At 48.5% G+C, this 18799-nt stretch carries 16 protein-coding genes and 1 pseudogene; 5 read left to right on the plus strand and 12 right to left on the minus strand.

What is annotated here, in order from left to right; genetic code table 11:
* Nucleotides 1–308: 308 nt before the first annotated feature.
* From G5S52_RS09530 to G5S52_RS09560, 7 genes are all read right to left on the minus strand, one after another.
* Nucleotides 309–1301, minus strand: coding sequence for a hypothetical protein (locus G5S52_RS09530; RefSeq protein ID WP_165013045.1), 993 nt, complete (start codon nt 1299–1301; stop codon nt 309–311).
* A complete protein-coding gene (locus G5S52_RS09535) occupies nt 1234–1527 on the minus strand; it encodes a hypothetical protein (RefSeq protein WP_165013047.1) in 294 nt (97 codons plus the stop codon). Before G5S52_RS09535 ends, G5S52_RS09530 begins: the two co-directional genes overlap by 68 nt.
* A 64-nt stretch (nt 1528–1591) precedes the next feature.
* Nucleotides 1592–2959: a calcium-binding protein gene (locus tag G5S52_RS09540; protein WP_165013049.1), complete on the minus strand. Its 1368-nt coding sequence runs from the start codon at nt 2957–2959 to the stop codon at nt 1592–1594.
* Nucleotides 2960–3536: 577 nt separating this feature from the next.
* Entirely contained in the window at nt 3537–4022 is a 486-nt protein-coding gene (locus tag G5S52_RS09545; protein WP_165013051.1) for an acyl-CoA thioesterase, read from the minus strand.
* A gap of 104 nt (nt 4023–4126) precedes the next feature.
* Complete coding sequence (locus tag G5S52_RS09550; protein ID WP_165013053.1) at nt 4127–5377, minus strand: ABC transporter substrate-binding protein; 1251 nt, start codon at nt 5375–5377, stop codon at nt 4127–4129.
* Nucleotides 5378–5379: 2 nt separating this feature from the next.
* Nucleotides 5380–6894: an ATP-binding protein gene (locus tag G5S52_RS09555; RefSeq protein ID WP_165013055.1), complete on the minus strand. Its 1515-nt coding sequence runs from the start codon at nt 6892–6894 to the stop codon at nt 5380–5382.
* The gene (locus G5S52_RS09560; RefSeq protein ID WP_165013057.1) at nt 6884–7591 is read right to left on the minus strand and encodes a response regulator; all 708 of its coding nucleotides are present in this window, start codon (nt 7589–7591) and stop codon (nt 6884–6886) included. Before G5S52_RS09560 ends, G5S52_RS09555 begins: the two co-directional genes overlap by 11 nt.
* A gap of 238 nt (nt 7592–7829) precedes the next feature.
* Here G5S52_RS09560 and ptsG point away from each other — a divergent pair, with 238 nt between their 5' ends.
* The 3 genes and pseudogenes from ptsG (at nt 7830) to G5S52_RS09575 (ending at nt 11010) form a co-directional block, all read left to right on the plus strand.
* The gene (gene ptsG / locus G5S52_RS09565) at nt 7830–9296 is read left to right on the plus strand and encodes a glucose-specific PTS transporter subunit IIBC (protein WP_165013059.1); all 1467 of its coding nucleotides are present in this window, start codon (nt 7830–7832) and stop codon (nt 9294–9296) included.
* 168 nt (nt 9297–9464) lie between these two features.
* Nucleotides 9465–10345, plus strand: a pseudogene (locus G5S52_RS09570) (DMT family transporter).
* Between the two features lie 128 nt (nt 10346–10473).
* A complete protein-coding gene (locus tag G5S52_RS09575) occupies nt 10474–11010 on the plus strand; it encodes a hypothetical protein (protein ID WP_165013061.1) in 537 nt (178 codons plus the stop codon).
* Nucleotides 11011–11068: 58 nt separating this feature from the next.
* Here G5S52_RS09575 and G5S52_RS09580 read toward each other — a convergent pair whose 3' ends face one another.
* Both G5S52_RS09580 and G5S52_RS09585 read right to left on the minus strand, forming a co-directional pair.
* The gene (locus G5S52_RS09580; protein WP_165013062.1) at nt 11069–12499 is read right to left on the minus strand and encodes an ArnT family glycosyltransferase; all 1431 of its coding nucleotides are present in this window, start codon (nt 12497–12499) and stop codon (nt 11069–11071) included.
* Nucleotides 12496–13509 carry a glycosyltransferase family 2 protein gene (locus G5S52_RS09585; RefSeq protein WP_165013064.1) on the minus strand — a complete coding sequence of 338 codons (1014 nt, stop codon included), beginning with the start codon at nt 13507–13509 and terminating at the stop codon, nt 12496–12498. Before G5S52_RS09585 ends, G5S52_RS09580 begins: the two co-directional genes overlap by 4 nt.
* A gap of 124 nt (nt 13510–13633) precedes the next feature.
* Here G5S52_RS09585 and G5S52_RS09590 point away from each other — a divergent pair, with 124 nt between their 5' ends.
* Together G5S52_RS09590 and G5S52_RS24350 are read left to right on the plus strand one after the other, a co-directional pair.
* Nucleotides 13634–14320, plus strand: a complete 687-nt coding sequence (locus tag G5S52_RS09590; protein ID WP_165013066.1) for a response regulator transcription factor — start codon at nt 13634–13636, stop codon at nt 14318–14320.
* The gene (locus G5S52_RS24350; protein WP_165013068.1) at nt 14317–15576 is read left to right on the plus strand and encodes a sensor histidine kinase; all 1260 of its coding nucleotides are present in this window, start codon (nt 14317–14319) and stop codon (nt 15574–15576) included. Before G5S52_RS09590 ends, G5S52_RS24350 begins: the two co-directional genes overlap by 4 nt.
* A gap of 12 nt (nt 15577–15588) precedes the next feature.
* Here G5S52_RS24350 and G5S52_RS09600 read toward each other — a convergent pair whose 3' ends face one another.
* The 3 genes from G5S52_RS09600 to G5S52_RS09610 all read right to left on the minus strand — a co-directional run bounded on the left by G5S52_RS09600 (nt 15589) and on the right by G5S52_RS09610 (nt 18535).
* Complete coding sequence (locus G5S52_RS09600; RefSeq protein WP_165013070.1) at nt 15589–16530, minus strand: DMT family transporter; 942 nt, start codon at nt 16528–16530, stop codon at nt 15589–15591.
* A 103-nt stretch (nt 16531–16633) separates the two neighbouring features.
* Entirely contained in the window at nt 16634–17350 is a 717-nt protein-coding gene (locus G5S52_RS09605) for an AraC family transcriptional regulator (RefSeq protein ID WP_165013072.1), read from the minus strand.
* 159 nt (nt 17351–17509) lie between these two features.
* Complete coding sequence (locus G5S52_RS09610; RefSeq protein ID WP_165013074.1) at nt 17510–18535, minus strand: calcium-binding protein; 1026 nt, start codon at nt 18533–18535, stop codon at nt 17510–17512.
* Nucleotides 18536–18799 lie beyond the last annotated feature (264 nt).

The raw sequence follows: 18799 nt of genomic DNA on the forward strand, positions 1-18799 counted from the left end.
GGCGGTAATATTTAACGTCCAAGACGGAATGAGAAGTTTTAGAATCTTGGCTGATAATTGTTTTTGGCCATTAAAACTGATTACAAAACAAAGCGCGTTAACAAGTCTGTATTAGTATTTGGACAGGTGAGCATTGAATGGTGGCTGTTCACAAATTGAAGCAAAAAGGAGCATAGAGAATGGATGTTCAACAGGAATAGTGAGCATTGAATAGGTTTGGAACAGGGAAAAGAAAAGGGGGTAATAGACCCCCGTGAAAAGACCCTATATCCAAAAAAATTGCCGGATAGCCCGGCAAAAAGTTTTGGTTAGAACTTTAAATTATTTCGGGCATTTTGCATGTTACTGCCCGTTAGAAAAGTTGGACTCTCTTTGTTCATCGCTTTAATTTTGGGAAGTTCTCCCATCTGCGCATTGAGTACGTCGGCAGCATGATTGAGTGCAACCCATTGATGGTCTATTGTCGTTTCGGTTTGCACATAGATATGATGCCCGGCGTCACCAAATTCTTTCAGGTAATGAGTTACATCATCAGTGTTGCTCTCATCTCCAATATCATTCATTCCCAAGGAGTTGTTGCCGAGGATGCAGTTTGTGCCTGCCTCATCAATACATTTTTGCATTAACTCTTTAGTGAACGCTGGTTTTGTTGTCCAAACCAATTCGTCATTAACAACCTCGTAGTCATTCCACATGTTGTACGCCATGGCTATGGGGGTTTTGTCCCATCTCTTCGCAGCAACTTTTATTTGCCAGCGAAGGCATGATTTGTCGCTTTCAAGGGTCATACCTCCGTTTAACAATGATTGCACGTTGTGTTTTCCGTCAGGTCGGCTGTAATCGCCTTTGTTGCGCCACATTGTTTCTGCGTGGTGGGTCATGCAGCCAGAAACAGCGAGCTCCCTAATAACAGAAACATTGTCGTATTTATCAGCAAGTTTCTCTTGTAAGTCTCTCCAGTGTGTTCTGAAAGATTGCTTCCAATGGGAAGGAATGATGCCTTGCTTGTTATTTTTGAAATAGGCTTTTACGCCGCACATTTCTTCCGCAGTAGCGTTCTGTCCCTTCTCACAATTCTTCAGCTTGTATTTCCCATTGTGCTCATGATAAGTGAGCCATTTTGGAGAAAAAACACCTGAGAAAACACGTAATTTGATGCCAAGAGTATTCGTTGTTTCAGGGTCATTGTTCCACTCGTTGACGCGTGCAATCGCCTGATCAATGACATTATTTTCAGTGATTGGTCCAGCTTGTTTTTTTTTGAAGGTGACGCCACTCAACCTGAACAACAAGCCCATCAATGAATTCACCAATAGGCCTTTGTTCTATTTGCCCATCACTTGTTTCAACAGAAACGAGTTGATAGGGGTCGTCGTATCCATTTCGATCAGAGGTAAAGTTGTTGACTGAGCCATCAACATCACCACGCAATACGAAGCCTGTAATACGTTCTTTAGATTCTGCAAAGGCGATGTTTGCATTCAAAACGAGTAACAGCGTTAAGGCTGACTTTACGAAGCTTTTCATTGGCTCCTCCTTGAACCAAGCAGAATGCTGGGGAAGTTTGGAACCCCAGCATTCAAATAGTGAATTAAACGAAATCAAACATATCGCTTGTCACTTTGTTGGCGTTGAAGTCTTCCAACGTCACTGTTGTGTGGTTGCCCAGATCAAGCACGGTATCGGCACCAACCTGAGTAATACTTACTTGATTGAATTTCGTCAGCAGAGAGCTATCGATTTGTATTTTGTCGCCCTGACCTTTGCTGAAATCAGCGATGGTGTCATTGTGATCACGATATTCGAAGAAGAAGGTATCTGCGCCGAAACCACCAACTAGGTAGTCATCGCCGTTGCCACCAACGAGCAGGTCATCACCATTCTCGCCGTATAGACAGTCATCTTCGCCGCCACCATAAAGTTTGTCGGAGTTTGCGCCGCCCTTAAGGATGTCGTTACCCATGTGACCTTCGAGAATGTCAGCATGATAACCACCGTCCAGATAGTCATTGCCTTTACCACCATTCAGGTAGTCTTCACCGGCTTCACCATACAGGGTGTCATGACCTTCCGAACCGCGGAGTTCATCATTGTTGTTGCCGCCATACAGGGTGTCATTTCCCGTACCGCCATGCATGTAATCCAACATATTACCGCCGTACATGGTGTCGTTTCCTGCACCACCTAGCATCCGGTCATCATTGCCTTCGCCGTGCATGATGTCGTCGCCGTCGCCACCGACCAGGTAGTCGTTGCCACCGCCGCCATAAAGTTCATCGTTACCGACATCACCGTAAAGTTCATCACCACCGCTGCCGCCGTAAAGCTTGTCATCGCCTAAGCCACCGCCCAATTTGTCAGCGCCGTTTTCGCCTCTCAGCTGATCGTTGTCGGCGCCACCATAAAGCTGGTCGTTTTCGCTACCACCCCAGAGTGAATCTTGGCCTTCGCCACCACGGATAAAGTCATCGCCTTCATTGCCCCACAGTACGTCATTGCCTTCATCGCCATTTATCTCGTCGTTGCCTTCATTACCGAAGAGGACATCATTACCCAAGCCGCCACTAACAAAGTCATCTCCTTCGTTGCCTCGTGCTTTGTCGTCGCCATCACCACCATAAAGGTTATCTTGGCCTTTTCCGCCATAAAGATCGTCAGTGCCGGTTCCGCCATACAGGTTATCGTCACCATCAAAGCCCTCAACTCGGTCATCGCCCGAATCACCGTAAAGGTTGTCGTTCGACAGACCACCACGTACCCAGTCGTTCCCCGCGTCACCATGCACTTCATCTGTGCCTTTACCGCCGATAACAGTGTCATCACCATCACCGCCATAGATAAAGTCTGTGCCGTCCCAACCTTCGATGTAGTCGTTTCCACCGTTGCCATAGATAAAATCGACGCCATTTGTGCCGATGATGTGGTCATCATTTTCTGTTCCATTGATGATGTTGGCCATTTGATGCTCCGTTTGTCTGATTGAGGAAAAATCGATCGCGATGTAAGCGCTTTCTTGCCAGCGGAATCTGACGTATCAGCGGATGAGTTTCCATAGTAAAAAGTTTCAGAAATGAGACGTTTTTTTGTCGAATTAATTGCCGGACTGTTTAAAGGGGGAATGCGGTGGAAAATGCGCGGTATTTTTTAGTTTTCGCTAAAGAAAATAAATAATTCTATAAAAATCAGATGATTTACTTACTTTTCCGTTTGTAAATTTGATGTTGTTACTAAGAGGATTCTAAAAAAATTAGTCATTAGAAAATAAGAAAGTATGGAATATGAATGAAATGTTGTTGGAAGAGATGAAAAGTGGGAATTTTTTACCATTTTTCTGGGTATTTCGTGTGAATCATTCGAATTAATTGTTGATATGGTACGTTTGAATATATATGTGAGTCTATTGATTACTCTTTCAGTTTTTCATTTAGTTGGTTGATATGTATAAAATAAGAGGCTGGGGAGCCTCTTATTTCAGAATATTTTAATGCTCTTAACTTCAACAATATAATTGAACAAGCTTGGGCAATAGTCTCTCGCTACTTGAGAAGTTTTACATGCGCTTCCATCTCTTCGCCGATTTGTTTACGCATGTTCATCAGGCGAATAGCAGATTGCTCAAGCTCTTTGTCTTCGTCAGTTTCCGGCACCCATTTCGGGATAGGCGTTGGCTTACCGTTTTCGTCCACGGCCACCATAATGACGATACAGTGGGTGGTGAGACGGTTATTCATCTCTTTTGGGTCACTTGCCTGCACATCAATCGCAATATGCATGGAAGATGTGCCCGTGTAGATGACTTTGGCACTGACTTCGACAAGGTTGCCAACGTGAATCGGTTGCACGAAGCGAATACCGCCAGCGTATGCCGTTATGCAATATTTGCCACTCCATGCTGCTGCATTTGCGTAGGCTGCAAGGTCAATCCATTTCATCACGGCACCACCGTGTACCTTTCCGCCAAAGTTAACGTCTCCGGGCTCTGCCAGAAAACGTAATGTCATTTCCCTTTGTCCTGCACTCATTCTTTGTCCTTACTGCATGAGATATCTTGGGTATATTCTATTTATAACAAACGCAGTAAAGGCTGTAGAGCTTTATCGAAATTTCTTATGGTTAGCGATTAACGTTAGCCATTGAAGTGCACACTGGCAGCAATTTTCATTAACTGGCTAATGGCTTCTTCTTCGGTAAAGGTATCGTCGTTGAAATAGTGGTTAATCAGCTCAAGCATGGCTTCCTGAAGTTGGGGGGCGACAGCCATGGAATCGGACATGCTGGGTAGTAGGGTGGCGTTTGCTTCGGCATGAATAAACGCTTGTTTGGACGCTTTGGCGCAGAGATCAAATGGCGTCATGTCGACATCTTTGAGAATGGGAATTGAGCCTTTCTTCTGGTTAAAGCGGGACTGAAAATCAGAGGAAACCAGGGTGTTTGCCAGTTGATTCGCCATGTTTTCAGACCCTTCTGTTCTCAGCCGGAATAACACAAAGCTATCGACATTGTAGATAAAGGTATTGGCAGTCCCCGGCGCGGGCAGGCAGTCATAATCTTGATTAGGGGTGAGCTTCATATAACTGAGCTCACCCTTTACCCAGTCTCCCTGAAGCTGCATGGCGGCTTTCCCCTCTGCCAAATTCAAGGTCGCGGTGTCCCATGAAACGGGTAGTGATGGGTCAGTCATATAAGGCTTGAGGCGACGGAATGTCTTAAATAGCTCAACGGTTTTTTGATTCGTCACCAAAGCATCATCAAACTCAATCAGGAGTTCGCGATAGTAATCGCTGCCATAGAGGCCCAGTGCGAGCACTTCAAACAGAATCGCCAGTTGCCAAGGCTCATTGCCAATGGAAAGGGCGGGGATCCCTTGCCCTTTCAGCGCTTCAGCGACGGTGAAAAACTCATCCCAATTCGTAGGTGGGGTGAGTTTATGTTTGTCAAAAACAGCCCTGTTTACCCATAGCCAGTTCACGCGGTGAATGTTGACAGGGGCGGCGACAAAATGATTTTTGTAAGTGTTGATGCTGGTAGCAATATCAGGGAGTCTTTCGTCCCACTTTTGCTCGATGGCGACAGAGTGTAAGTCAGAAACAAACCCCAATGTCGCCCAGGATTGGATTCCCGGCCCTTCAATCAGCGCCATTTCCGGCGGGTTTCCAGCAATGGCTCTGGCTTGTAAGACGGTCATCGCAGTATCGCCACCACCGCCATGAACGGGCGAACTTTTTAAGGCAATACCTTGTTGTTCGAGCGCAGATTCCAGCTCTGCCAATGCCTCACGTTCGCCGTTCGATGTCCACCAGTGAAGCAACTCGACGGCATTACCCACTGAGGGGAAACTGGCTGCCAGCAAAGCCGTGGCGAGAAGGGTTCTTTTCATTGTTATTCCTCTCTGGGTAGCGACAGAGTGACAACGAGGCCACCATCTGCGTGATTTTGCAAAACCAACTTGCCAGCATGACCACGAACAATATTGCGCACGATACTCAGCCCAAGCCCTGTGCCTTCTTCCTTTTCCTGATGAATGCGGAAGTAGGGTTCGAACACGCGCTCCCGAAGTTCATCCGGAATACCGGGACCATGGTCTCGGATTTTGATGACCAGATTACGGGGAGTATCCAGCACGCTGACATCCACGTGTCCTCCATATTTCACGCCGTTCTCTATCAGGTTGTGCAGCATTCGTTTTATGGCAACGGGTTTACACAGAAACGATTGGGAAGCAGAGCCCAAAACGGCGACCTGACTTTCTCCAGAGCCATAGAAGGCGCTGATTTCCTCGAGGACAGCGTTGATATCCACCCATTCGACCTGTTCGCGGATATCTGTGTCTTTGATGTAGTGCAGGGCACCTTGGACCATAAACTCGAGCTCGTTGAGTGAACGTTCAAAACGGATTTTGGTTTCTTCATCATCCAGCATTTCCGTGCGAAGTTTCAGGCAAGCAATAGGGGTTTTGAGATCATGGGATATCGCGCCGAACAGCAAATCCCGGTCACGTATATAAGCGCGGATGCGACGGTTCATGGTGTTGAATGCATGGACGGCGGCAATGAGTTCGCCGCTGCCTTCTTCTTTAATAATGGGCGCATCCATCTTGCTTCCCATCAATTTGGCTGCGCGGGCTAGATTCTTAATTGGCTTGATCTCCCGGCGCACGATCAGCCAGGTACAAAGTAAAACAAACACCGAGGTCAGCAGGATGAAATTAAGCTGGCGAGCATCGAGAAAGCGTGATTCCAGCGAGACATAGGGTGCAGGAAGGTTGGTGGCCAGATACAACCATTGTTCCGGTGCATCGGGCGCGCTTTGCTTATTGGGGAGCTTGAACTGCATCACCAGCACGGGTGGGTCATCTTTCACCTTTTCGATAGTGTAGCGGGCAAAGGCGCGTGGAATATCGTCAAGTGGCACTTCGGCATCGTAAACCCGCAAATCGTCGCGCTTGCTGAAGTTAATGTCGATAGACATTTGCTGGCCAAGCGTTCTTTTCAGCACGTCGCTGACGGTTTGTTCCAGGTCCCGTTTTCTCTCCGATGCCGCTAATCCTCTAGCGTCAATTCTCTTGCTGTTGAGCGAGATAAAAAAACGGGTTCCGCCCATGCTGCGATTTTGCTCAAGCACCAAATGGCGGCTCGACTTGGGCAATTTTCGGTAGTAAGAGACAGTGAACGCAGCATTGGAGGCAATGCTTTCCAGCGAGGTTTCCAAGCCTTCTTGTTCCTGCAAATAGCTGTATCGATACCAGACCGCGCTGGTCAGTGCCTGCGATGTCAGAATGACCAGAGAAAGCATCAGAATAAAACGGCTGGCGAGACCCAACGGCCAGATTCGGTTGAACAACTGACCCTTCGTTTCTTGCTTATCGTCTTCTTTAGGCTGAGGCTCAGGCTTCATGAATCACATCTGCACTCAGCATATAACCTTCATTGCGAAGTGTGCGGATCAGCGAATGGTCCTGATCTTCCAGTTTGGCGCGAAGACGACTGACTTGAATATCTATACCGCGTTCGAGTGGCATGGCTTCACGGCCGCGAATAGTTTCAGAAATAATGTTGCGGCTAAGGGGTTGGTTAGGGTGGCGGAGGAAAAGACTAAGCAAAGAGAAATCAGCGCCAGAAAGCGTGGTTTCATCACCGCTCGGCGTGACCAGAACCCGTGCCAGCGTATCGAGCTTCCAATCCAGGAAACAAATATAGCGCGCACCCTCTAAGCCCTGATTGAACTGAGAACGACGCAGCAGCGCTTTGATTCGCGCCAGCAATTCGCGCGGGCTGAAAGTTTTGGTGATGTAATCGTCTGCGCCCAGCTCAAGCCCAGTGACTCGGTCGATTTCATCCGTCACGGCGGTGAGCATGATGATAGGAACGTTGGAGGTTTTTCGGATTTGGCTACAGAGCGTGAAACCATCATCCCCCGGTAGCATCACATCGAGGATAATCAGACTCGGCTCTCCCTGAGCCAGCACCTTGTGCATCTGCTCGCCATCGACGGCGGTCACAACATCAAAGCCTGATTTTGTCAGGTAAGCACTGAGCGCATCTCTCAGTTCTTCGCTGTCATCGACAATCAAAATCCTTTTCTGAAATGCCATGAATCATCTCCTTGTTTTCCTATGCACAATCATGGCATTGGGGAAAATTTGGACGGGGGATGGGCGGCGATTATGCGAACGGTTTCACAGCTTTTTTCTGGGGCAATTCGACTATGTAACCGTGTTGATACAAACCGATTTCCAAATGATACCTGCGGCGTATCTCAGCGAAATAAGATGAAAGCATCCCGACACATTGAGGCCGGGAAACACACACTTCATTTAAGAGGGATCTGTTATGTTCAGCTCATTCTTTGGACAAGCACAAAAAATCGGGCGTTCGCTGATGCTGCCTGTCGCTGTGTTGCCAGCGGCGGGTTTAATGCTCGGTGTCGGTAACTTTGGTTTAACACAACAACTGTTCTTTCCAGATGCATTCTGGTCAATCATGATGCAATCTGCGGATATGATTTTCGGCAACATCACACTGCTATTTGTCATTGGTGTCGCGATTGGTTTGGCAAAAAACAACGATGGTACTGCCGCACTGGCTGCTGTGGCAGGGTGGATTGTGTTCAACGCCGCCATGGGCCAAACCGTTGTACTTCGAGGCATAGAGGAGCATCAGGGCTATCTCACCCAAATGATAGGGATAAACAGCCTGAACACCGGGATATTCGGTTCGCTCCTAATTGGTTCGTTTGCGGCTTACTTCTTTAACCGATTCCACACTATCAAGCTGCCAGACTATCTCGCCTTCTTTGCCGGCAAGCGTTTTGTGCCGATCATTACTGCCTTTGTGTCACTGTTCCTGGGTATCGCCTGTGCCTTTGTCTGGCCGCTGGTGAGTGCCGGTATTTACGGTGGTATTGATGCAGTGAGTGGACTTGGTCAACCGGCTGCATTCGGCATTTATGGCTTTGTTGAACGTGCGCTGATCCCACTGGGCTTACACCATGTTTGGAATGCGGTGTGGTTCTTTGAAGTAGGCAGCTTCGTCAACGAAAACGGCGATGTGGTTCGCGGTGAGCTGCAACGATTCTTCGCCGGTGACAAAACAGCAACCGGTCTTGGTGGCGGCTTTATGTACACCATGTGGGCTTTGCCAGCGGCTGCATTGGCGATGTATCACTGCGCTGCACCAGAGAAAAAAGTCATGGTAGGTGGCTTGATGGCATCCGCTGCGTTCACTTCATGGTTAACCGGCATTACAGAGCCTGTGGAATTCACCTTCCTGTTCGTCGCACCGGTTTTGTACTTTGTACACTGTGTGCTGACGGGCATTGGCTTTGCCATCACGAACTACTTTGAAATCCTCCATAGCACCGATTTCGCACATGGTGCGCTGCAGTTCTTCCTCTACTGGGGGTTGTCAGAGAATGCAGCACTTTACGCCATTATTGGTCCTCTTTGGGCGGCGCTTTATTACTTCCTATTCCGTTTCGCGATAACCACGTTCGATTTGAAAACGCCGGGTCGCGAAGGTGAAAGTGAAGCAGAAGCTGCAACATCCAACGTTGTTGGTGAAGAACTGGCTCACAACTTGGTGTTTGCTATGGGCGGCAAGAGCAATATCCAGAATGTGGATGCCTGTATCACTCGACTGCGTGTGAACCTGAAGGACATCAAGCAGGCCAATATCGACTCAATTAAAGCGCTGGGTGCTGTCGATGTAGTAGTGGTTGGTGACAATTTGCAGGCTATCTTTGGTACTCAATCTGACAACATAAAAACGGATATGACTGCGGTACTTGGTTCCTCCTAATTCCCCCAGGAGGGCGGGGTGTCGCTCATATAGGGGCTGGCGAGCTCCTTCTGACTCTTGCGGTGCTTCGGCACCGCTTTTTTTGTTATTTCTCGCAATTTCAATGTTCACCACCGAAACGGAGTGGGATAATACTCGCCGCTTTGTTCTTTTCATTTTTGGTGTGGAATGTTGTCTGAAAGACGCGCTTCTTTGATTTTGTTGTTTGCTACCGTGTTGGCCGCCTGGGGCTGGATTTTCTCAAAAGAGGCAATTCAAGGGCTCCCGCCGTTTGGTTTTGTTGGCCTTCGCTTTATTGCGGCCTCATTGTTTTTAGTTCCTTTCTGCCTAAAGGCATTCAAACGCTCAGAAAAGGCTGATCTCATCGCGCGGGTGGTGTAGGGAGCATCCTCTCTTGCGCTCTGCTCTCGTGGATTTATGCCATGTCTGTGAGTACCTCAATCGGTGAGGGTGCATTCATCATGAGTCTGTCCATGCTGTTTGTACCACCTATCGCGTGGTTGCTGTTTAAGCAGGCACCGCCGCACATCTTTTGGGTGTCGATGCCTATTGCGGTATGTGGACTGGCTCTGCTGTCACTCGGTGGTGTGGGTTGGCAGTTATCTGCAAGCCAAATCTGGTTCCTGCTGGCAGCACTTTGTCTGGCGATTCATTTCAATGCCAACAGCCGTTACGCCCAGCGTATCCCTGCGTTAGTACTGACCTGCGTGCAACTGTTTGTGACAGGTGTAGTGGCAACGATTGCCTCACTTCTCACGGAAACTTGGCCAGAACATGTGCCTTCAAATATCTGGGTGTGGTTTGGACTGAGTGTGCTTGTCGCGACCAGCTTTCGTTATCTGATGCAAACCTTGGGGCAGAAAGGCGCGAGTGCAGCAAATGCAGCAATTATTATGATTCTGGAACCTGTTTGGACGGTGATTCTGAGTGTGGTGTGGTATCACGAAGCCATGCCAGCCCACAAGATTGCGGGTTGTTCGCTGATTTTGGCATCCTTGCTGATTTATCGTGGGGCGCAGCCTATAAGGCGTTGGCTAAGGAGAGCCTGATTTTGTTGAAAGGCAGAGTCATGTTGTGCCTTTAGTCTCAAACATCATTCATTTGCCCCGATAGTCCCTCTGTACGATGTAAAGTATCCATTCAATGGATGAATCATAAAAAGGAGCTAGAAGGATCTATGAAAAAGTTACTTGTTGTAGCAGCAGCGTTGGCGCTAAGTGCTTGTTCAACCATGCAACCACCACGATACGCCGTATCAGTGGACAATATTCAAAAACTTAAGCAGCTGGAAATGGTAGAAGGCGAGTTTGTCTCATTAAACCAAACAGCAGGATTCTCCGCTAACTGCCGCTTAATGGGGCCAATTGAGCCTGCGGATGGCTTGTCCATTCCTGAGTTCATTACGAAAGCATTCAATGATGAACTTAAAATGGCTGAGCGATTCTCTTCAGATGGTGTAGATATCACAGGCGAAATTACCAAAATCGAGTTTTCGTCGATTACTGGATTAACGAACGGTTACTGGGATATTGGTTTGTCTTTGAAGTCATCTAATGGCAAATCGTTAGATGTCAGCAATAAGTACGTCTTCAAGAGCGGCTTTGATGCGATTACGGCCTGTAATGCGACAGCTGATGCACTTTCACCCGCAGTTCAGGATCTGATTAAGGCCACCATCCATAAACCGGAGTTTGCAGCGTTGATGACGCAATAAGAAGCAAAATCTCTATCGGGTTTAATATGGAAAGCGGCTATTTAAGCCGCTTTCTTTTTTAACTTTTATCCGGCGTGCAGTAAATCAACACCCGCTTTTCACTGTTTCCGCGCTTTTCGCAGTTATCGAAGACATTCGCTTCTTTGGTGGAGTGAACAATAAACGCGGGTTGGTTTAACCCTTCAATGGTAGCGTCGAGTTCACCCGGCGCCTTGCGCGCTTTTCCATCCGAATAATACTGAGCAGAAAAAGGTCTGTGGCCGACGTAATACAGGTCTGAAAAATGCGCTTCAGGCTGCTTTTGCCAAAGCGACATCAGTGAATTCTCACCAGTTTTTCCAGTGATGCCGAGTGATATTGCTGTGGCTGCTCCCATGACGAGTGCTGGCGTGATAAAGCCTGTTAGATAGACCTTCGACGTCAGCGGCTTTTCGCTCTGATAGGCTGCAATAAGGAGTGCAAAGGCAGGAATTCCCGGCATGACATAGCTTGAAAGTATGTTCCCCGCGAAAGTGAACAGTAGCAATGGGGCGAGCATCCAGCACCACAGAAACTGGATATAGTTGTTTGAGATACTTTCCGAGCCAGCGCGGAAGCGACGGAAAAGCTGGTAGAAGAAAACGGGTGTCCACGGAAGCGCTGCAAGAATGGCGAACAGCCAGATAGTGCCACGAGCTTCGTTGTGGGCAGTGCCGTAGAGATCGCCTTCCCAACCGGAAACCACGAACCGCATAAAATGCTCGCCAATCAGGAAGTAATTCAAAAAGCCCGGCGTTTGCCACTCGGCAATCAGGTACCAAGGCAGCGCAATGGCTAACATCAGCAGGAGTCCGCTTTTCCAAGGTAGCACTCGAAATGGTTGCAGCCAGCGACCGCCAATGCATATCCAAAGCCCCAGACTGATACCAACCAATACCAGCGTCAGCGGACCTTTTGCCAGTAAGCCAATGGCCAAACCAACGAAGAACAGGTAACCGGCAGTTTTGGATTGACGTTCCAGCGCTAGCCAATAACTGGCCATGCTGATGGTAATACCTAACGTTAAGGCCGTGTCTGTCATTACAGCGCCAGAAATGACGATGAATAGTGCACAGCTCGCCAAAACAGCGGCCGCCAGCGCAGCTTCAGAGCGAGGTTTTCCCGCGTTTACGGCGAAAAGGTAAACCAGCCCAATGATCCCCATACCGACTAAGAAATGAGGGAGTCTCACTGCAAATTCGTTGTTGCCAAAAAGGGCAATGCCGCCTGCACTCAGCCATGTGAATAGTGGCGGCTTACCCCAAAAAGGCACGTCATAGTCGAACATCGGGGTCACCCAGTTTTGGGTTTCGAACATGATGCGCGCCATTTCACCATATCTTGCTTCTGTGGTGTCCATCAGAGGATACATAGCGAGGGAAGCTAAACGGACAATCAAAGAAACAGCGATCACCGCGGTCGCCAATTGCCAAAGGCTCAAAGATGAAAGTTTGTTGAAGAGGGTTTTCATTGTGTTTTCTCAGTAACAGCTTTTGATGGATGTGTTGCGGGTGCGGTGAAATGGGTATCAACCAAATACAGGGGGCGCTGTTTGGATTCGATAAACAACCGGCCGATGTATTCACCCATCAGACCTATGGAGAGCAGTTGAATGCTGCCAAGAATGAGCACGACTAAGATCATGCTTGGATACCCCGCCACAGGGTCACCCCAGATCATGGTTTTCAGGAAAACCACAGCCGCCATGGCCGCTGCACCAAAGGCAGTGGCAACGCCTGCAAAAGTCGCAAGACGCAAAGGTTTGGTGCTGAAAGACGTAATGCCTTCCACGGCGAGGTTAATCAGCTTGGAGGTATTCCATTTGGTTTGGCCGGCAAGACGCGGGTCGCGGTCAAACTGCAACACGGTGCGACGGAAACCCGGCCAGGCAAAAAGCCCTTTCATAAAGCGGGTACGCTCTGGCAGATCGTTGATGGTGTCGACGACACGGCGATCCAGTAGTCTGAAATCACCGACGTTTTCTGGAATTGGCACATCACAAAGGCGGTTCAGCACCTTATAGAAGATGGCAGCGGTGTAACGCTTAAATGCGCTTTCTCCCAACCTTTCACGGCGCTGCATATCGACAACGTCATAACCTTGTCGCCATTGTTCGATCATGTCTGGAATGAGCTCTGGTGGGTCTTGTAAATCAGCATCCAGGAGCACAACGGCTTCACCCGCTGTGGCTTTGATGCCGGCAGACATCGCCGCTTCTTTACCAAAATTGCGGCTGAGGCGGATCAGGCTGATGTCGTGCAATTCAGATGACAGTTCCGACAGCATTTGCGCGCTGTCATCACTGCTTCCGTCATCGATGTAAATGATTTCGCAGTGAGCACCTAGATTATCGAGGGTGGCAACTACGCGGTCATGGCATGCCTGAATCACCGATTCTTCGTTGTAAAACGGGATCACGACTGAAATGAGTGGTGTTATCCGTTTGTCCGAAGCCGGTGAAATGTAGTGAATTACTGTCATCGTCGTCACTCCTTGCTATGTTGAAAGCAAGGTAACGGCGAGCCGTGAAAAAAGCGTTATCGACTTTTTTTCTACATTTTTTATGTGAGAATGACGGTGTAAATCAGCGACATGATGGTGAAGAATGAAAATTTTACTCGTTGAAGATCATGCAGATATTGCGGGTGTGATTTTTGATTACTTTGAGATTCTGGGTCATACCATGGATCACGCTTTGACAGGCTCCCAGGGATTGTCGCTGAGTTGTGATCAGCATTACGACATCATCATCCTTGATGTGATGTTGCCAAAAATGGATGGCATGACGGTATGCAAAAAGCTGCGAGAAGCGGGCGTTGATACACCGGTCTTGATGCTTACCGCCATGGGTGAGAACGATGATATTGTGTCTGGCTTCGATCATGGGGCGGACGACTATTTAGTGAAGCCCTTTGACTTAAAAGTCCTCGAAGCCCGTGTGAATGCTCTGCATCGTCGGCATTCCGGGGACGTATCCGCCAAACGCTTAACCTTTGATGAACTGTCACTGGATTTGTCTTCCTTCACCGCAAGTCGTCGTGGCTGCCAATTCGTGCTTAACCCTTCGATGTTCACCTTATTGCGTCTTTTGATGAGCCGTGCCCCCAAAGTGGTGACTAAAGAAGAACTCATTACTGCGCTTTGGGGCGATGACGAACCGGAAGGAAATGTGCTTCGTAGCCATGTCTACCAGCTGCGTAACCTTATCGACAAACCGTTCGAATTTGGCTACATCCGCACCGTGCCGAAAGTGGGATACCAGATGGTGAAAAGTGAAGAGGATGCAGCGTGAGCAAGATTAAATCAGCCAAGCAACTTACTTTCACCTATTTCTCCGTTGTCGCTTTTGCCATTATCACTATCCACTTCACTGTCTTTGAAACCACGGTCGAGAATCTCGAGCACTTTACCGCTCAATACCGAATGGAGCAGATAGCGCAGGGCTTATCTCCCGACATGCTCGACTCCGACACCGTGCCACTCAATGCATTTACCACCGCTTATGTTGGATTCGATAACGTTCCGGAGAGTTTAACGGTTACGCCCGATTTGCCGCTGAATGTAGCAACCGAAATCTACAAACGTGGCTTAGCGCAAGCAACGGATTTCTTCATCATGAAGGTCAACATAGAGCATCAAGGTATTTGGAAAGATGTGTACATCGTCAATTCAGACCCTATCTTTGAGCTCAGTGAAGATAAGGCGATGAAGTCGCAAACGAATCAGTTGCTGCTTTCTTTTGGGTTGCTCATCCTGAGCTTGCTGGTGGTCCTCAGGATCTCTGAACGCCTGACTTCGCCGTTATCTTCGCTGGTGCAGCAGCTTCGCGATAAAACCAAAGGGGATGTGTCACCCTTGTCCTTGCCTGAGACCGGGAAAACGGTGGAACTGGTAACACTAACGGACAGCATCAACACTTATCAGTCGCAGATCGCTGAAATGCTGGAACGCGAGCGGGCTTTTAACCGATTCGCAAGCCATGAATTGCGAACTCCTTTAATGGTGATGCAAGGTAGCCTGACATTACTTGAGCATTCCAACGATCCCGATTTTGTTGCCAAACAGCGGGTTCGTATGTTGAACGCTGTTGAGGCCATGCAGGAATATGTCGAGACGCTGCTTTCGTTGACGCGGGACAGTCACGATGAGGTGGAGCCATGGGAGCTCACCAAAGCCGAAATTGAAAAGTTGGCTGAACACTTCACGACCTTGCTGGAAGGAAACAAAGTGACTGTTGAGGTTGTAGAAGAAAAAGCGCCGACGCTGACGGTGTCACGTAAGCTGGTCGGCATCCTCATCGGCAACCTGATAAAAAATGCCTTCACATACACCACTGAAGGGAAAGTCACCATTACGCTGACGGAAGACAGTGTTCAGGTGACAGATAGTGGGATTGGCCTGCAAAGTTCTGGTCAGGTGCCAAAAGGCTATGGTCTTGGGCTTGTGATTGCCAACGAAATTGCCCGCATACATCACTGGCAAATTTCGTTGGATGACAATGAAATGGGTGGCTGCACAGCGCAAGTTATCGGGCTTTCTCGAGCATAAATTTATGTTCGATTAGATTGCCTCAGGAAATGGCAATTCAGTGGGTTTCCTTTCCGTCGCCTGCAACACTAGGCAAACCATGATAAGTGCCATGCCCACCCAGCCAATAGGCGCGATGACCTCACCGACGATCAACACCGCGAAACAGGCTGCTACGACAGGTTCAAACAGCGTCAACAAGGTGGCTTTGCTAGCGTCAACGTGACGCAGTCCAAATCCGAAAGCGAGGTAGCCAACAAACATGGGGACCAACGCCATATAGAGTGAGACGCTGGTATTGTTCCAACTAGAGAAAAGGTTATCGCCAGTGAAGAGCAAGGTCGGCAGTAGCAGTAATGCACCCAAGCCAAAAATCGCCGCCATGGCTGAATCAGATTTCACACCAGTATCAATCAACTGCTTTGCCACCCAAGCGTAAGTAGCGTAGGAAAGACCTGCTACTAGGCCCAACAATACACCGAACAATTTTTGGCTGTTATCAGAAGCAACGGCAGCGTGACCGGATTCCGCAAACGTCAGCATGACGATACCGACAGTACCAAGTAAAAAGCTCATCACCCAGCGGGAACTTACTATATTGGCTTTGCCGAAAAGACGATTGATGACGACCGTCATAAAAGGGGCGCTGGCAATCGACACCACAGTACCCACGGCAACACCGGCCATGCGCATAGAAGAGTAAAAGGCGAGGGGATATACCGCGAGTGCGACAACCCCAATGAACAAAGAGGCACGAGACTGGAGAATCCGAGACCAATCGGCTTGAAGTGGCTTTCTTGCCATGAATGCAAGTAATAACCCACTTACTCCCATAGAAAAAGCACCAATACCCAAGGGGCTGATGTCTGGCGCGAAAGCCGCTGCGGTCCCGGTTGTCCCCCAGAGGATCGAGGAAAACAGAATGGCCAAACTGCCGTGAAGCGCGCTGTCTATATTTGGGAGGAAGCCTTTCATTTTTCAATCATCCAATGCTATTTGTTCGAATGAAAACAAGGATAGTGTTGGTTTGGCTGATTAACTTTGCTGAAAGGACGTTTCTTGCCGCTAAAAGGGCGCTTTATTCCCTGTTGCCCGCGAAGACTCTGGGTGACATGCCGAAGTGCGCGGAAAAGCGGCGGCTGAATGCAGAAAGATCCCCATAGCCGACCTTCTCAGCGACCAATTGTACGGGCAAGTCTGTATGTGTCAGCAAGGCTTTGGCTTTTTCCATGCGTTGTAAGGTGATGTATTGAAAAGCGCTCATGCCTAACATCTCCTTGAATCGCTTTTTAAATTGGGTGGAGCTCAAGCAGGCAATCTCAGCCAGGGATTCTATCGAAAGCTCGGCATCCAAATGCTCGACAATGTGTGATTGGACAGCGCGGATTCGGGGATCCGGCACTTCGTTGTTTTCCTGTTGCGCGAGTAAGCGAGAGAAAACATCAAATACAGCGCCTTCCAGCAAATCATCCACCTCATGCTCCAACTGTTTTTCTACGAAATAGAGGTAGCTCAATAAGGGGGCGCTGATGGAAAACACCGCGAAGTCAGGTGCCGTGATGTTTTTCGGCAGATCAGTCATGTCCGCCACGATAAACCGGGCGGCTTCATTGGCGCGGAAGTGATGAAAAGTGCCAGCTTGAATCACCACGCATTCGCCAACGCTAACCCCACCGGAATAGTTATCAAGCTCAATTTGGATCGTGCCCTGAAGAGGCAGTACAAGTTGATGATAGTCATGTGCGTGGCCTTGCCGCTGGCGGGTATAGGCGCGAATGCTGAGGCTGTTTTCCATGAATTCCGTATCATCCTTGAACGTGAAAAGTACGTTGCTATGACCCCGACAGTAAGACAAAAACAAATACGCCGCAAACCATCCTTTCGAAATTCCAAAAGGGGACGTAAAACAAACAAGGCGGCCAGAGCCGCCTTAATGGTGAGTTAAACGAAGGGCTTAAATAAGCTCGCAACCCGTGACGAAGTCGATACAGTTTGCGTCGAAACAACCCCACACGTTGTTTACCTGGACGGAAGTGCCATCACAGAAGTCCAATGTAATACAACCCCAAGACTTGGTGATGTTGATCTGATGGATGGATGTTGCCAGAGAGTCATCTATCTGGATTTTGTCGTCCCAGCAGTTGAAGTCGGTGATCTTATCGTGACCATCATGAGCATCAAAATAGAAGGTATCTTTGCCGAGGTTTCCGGTCAAAATGTCATTGCCCTGACCACCTGCAATCAGATCATTACCCCAACCACCATCGAGTTTGTCGTTACCGCAGCCACCGTCAAGGGTGTCATTGCCACAGTCGCCGTCCAGTTTATCGTCACCGTTTCCACCAACCAGTTTATCGTGTCCCCAGCCGCCATTCAGGTAGTCGTTGTGGTCGCCACCGTGCAGATAGTCGTTATCACAACCACCGAACAGTTGGTCGCATCCTGCGCCACCGAATAACTGATCATCGCCATAGTAACCGACCAACTTGTCATTACCGTTGCCGCCTTTCATGACATCATTGCCGCAACCACCATCAAGATAGTCATGACCGTCGCCACCGAAGAGAGTATCGTGTCCATCGCCCCCCCAAAGTTTATCGTCGCCACAACCACCCTGGAGGAAATCGTTACCCCATTCGCCCTTTAAGGTGTCATTACCATTTCCGCCATAAAGCGCGTCGTCATCACAACCTCCGTAAATCAGGTCGTGTCCATCGCCACCCTGAATGGTGTCGCAACCATTGCCGCCCTCGAGTTTGTCGTCACCGCAACCGCCTTCAATCCAGTCGTTACCATTACCACCTTTGATGTGATCACTACTGTTGCTACCAATGATTTTGTCATGACCGTCACCACCGTCGATAAGACATTCATTCCCATAAGCAACGATGTAGTCATTGCCGCCCTTGCCGTAAATCCAGTCCACGTTGCAATTGCTGATGATGGTGTCAGCACAGGTAGATCCATATATGGCTGTCATTATCTATATCCCTCTATCTACATTATTGACGTTGTTTGTGCCCAAATGCATGAAAGGCCATACCAATATGACTTATTAAATAGGCATTAATCTGTGTCGAGGATAAGAATTATCCTGCTGAATAAAAAGGTAATATGAGATTCTCAGGGCTGGGTTGTCACCTGTCGGTAGGCTTGAATTTGTCTAGCTTTACAGTCATTTGTGGGGAATAGACACATATAAAGTGCGAGGTGATACAACAGTCTTACTAACGCAATGTTTTTA

Source organism: Grimontia sedimenti (assembly GCF_011045095.1).
GTDB classification, from domain to species: domain Bacteria; phylum Pseudomonadota; class Gammaproteobacteria; order Enterobacterales; family Vibrionaceae; genus Enterovibrio; species Enterovibrio sedimenti.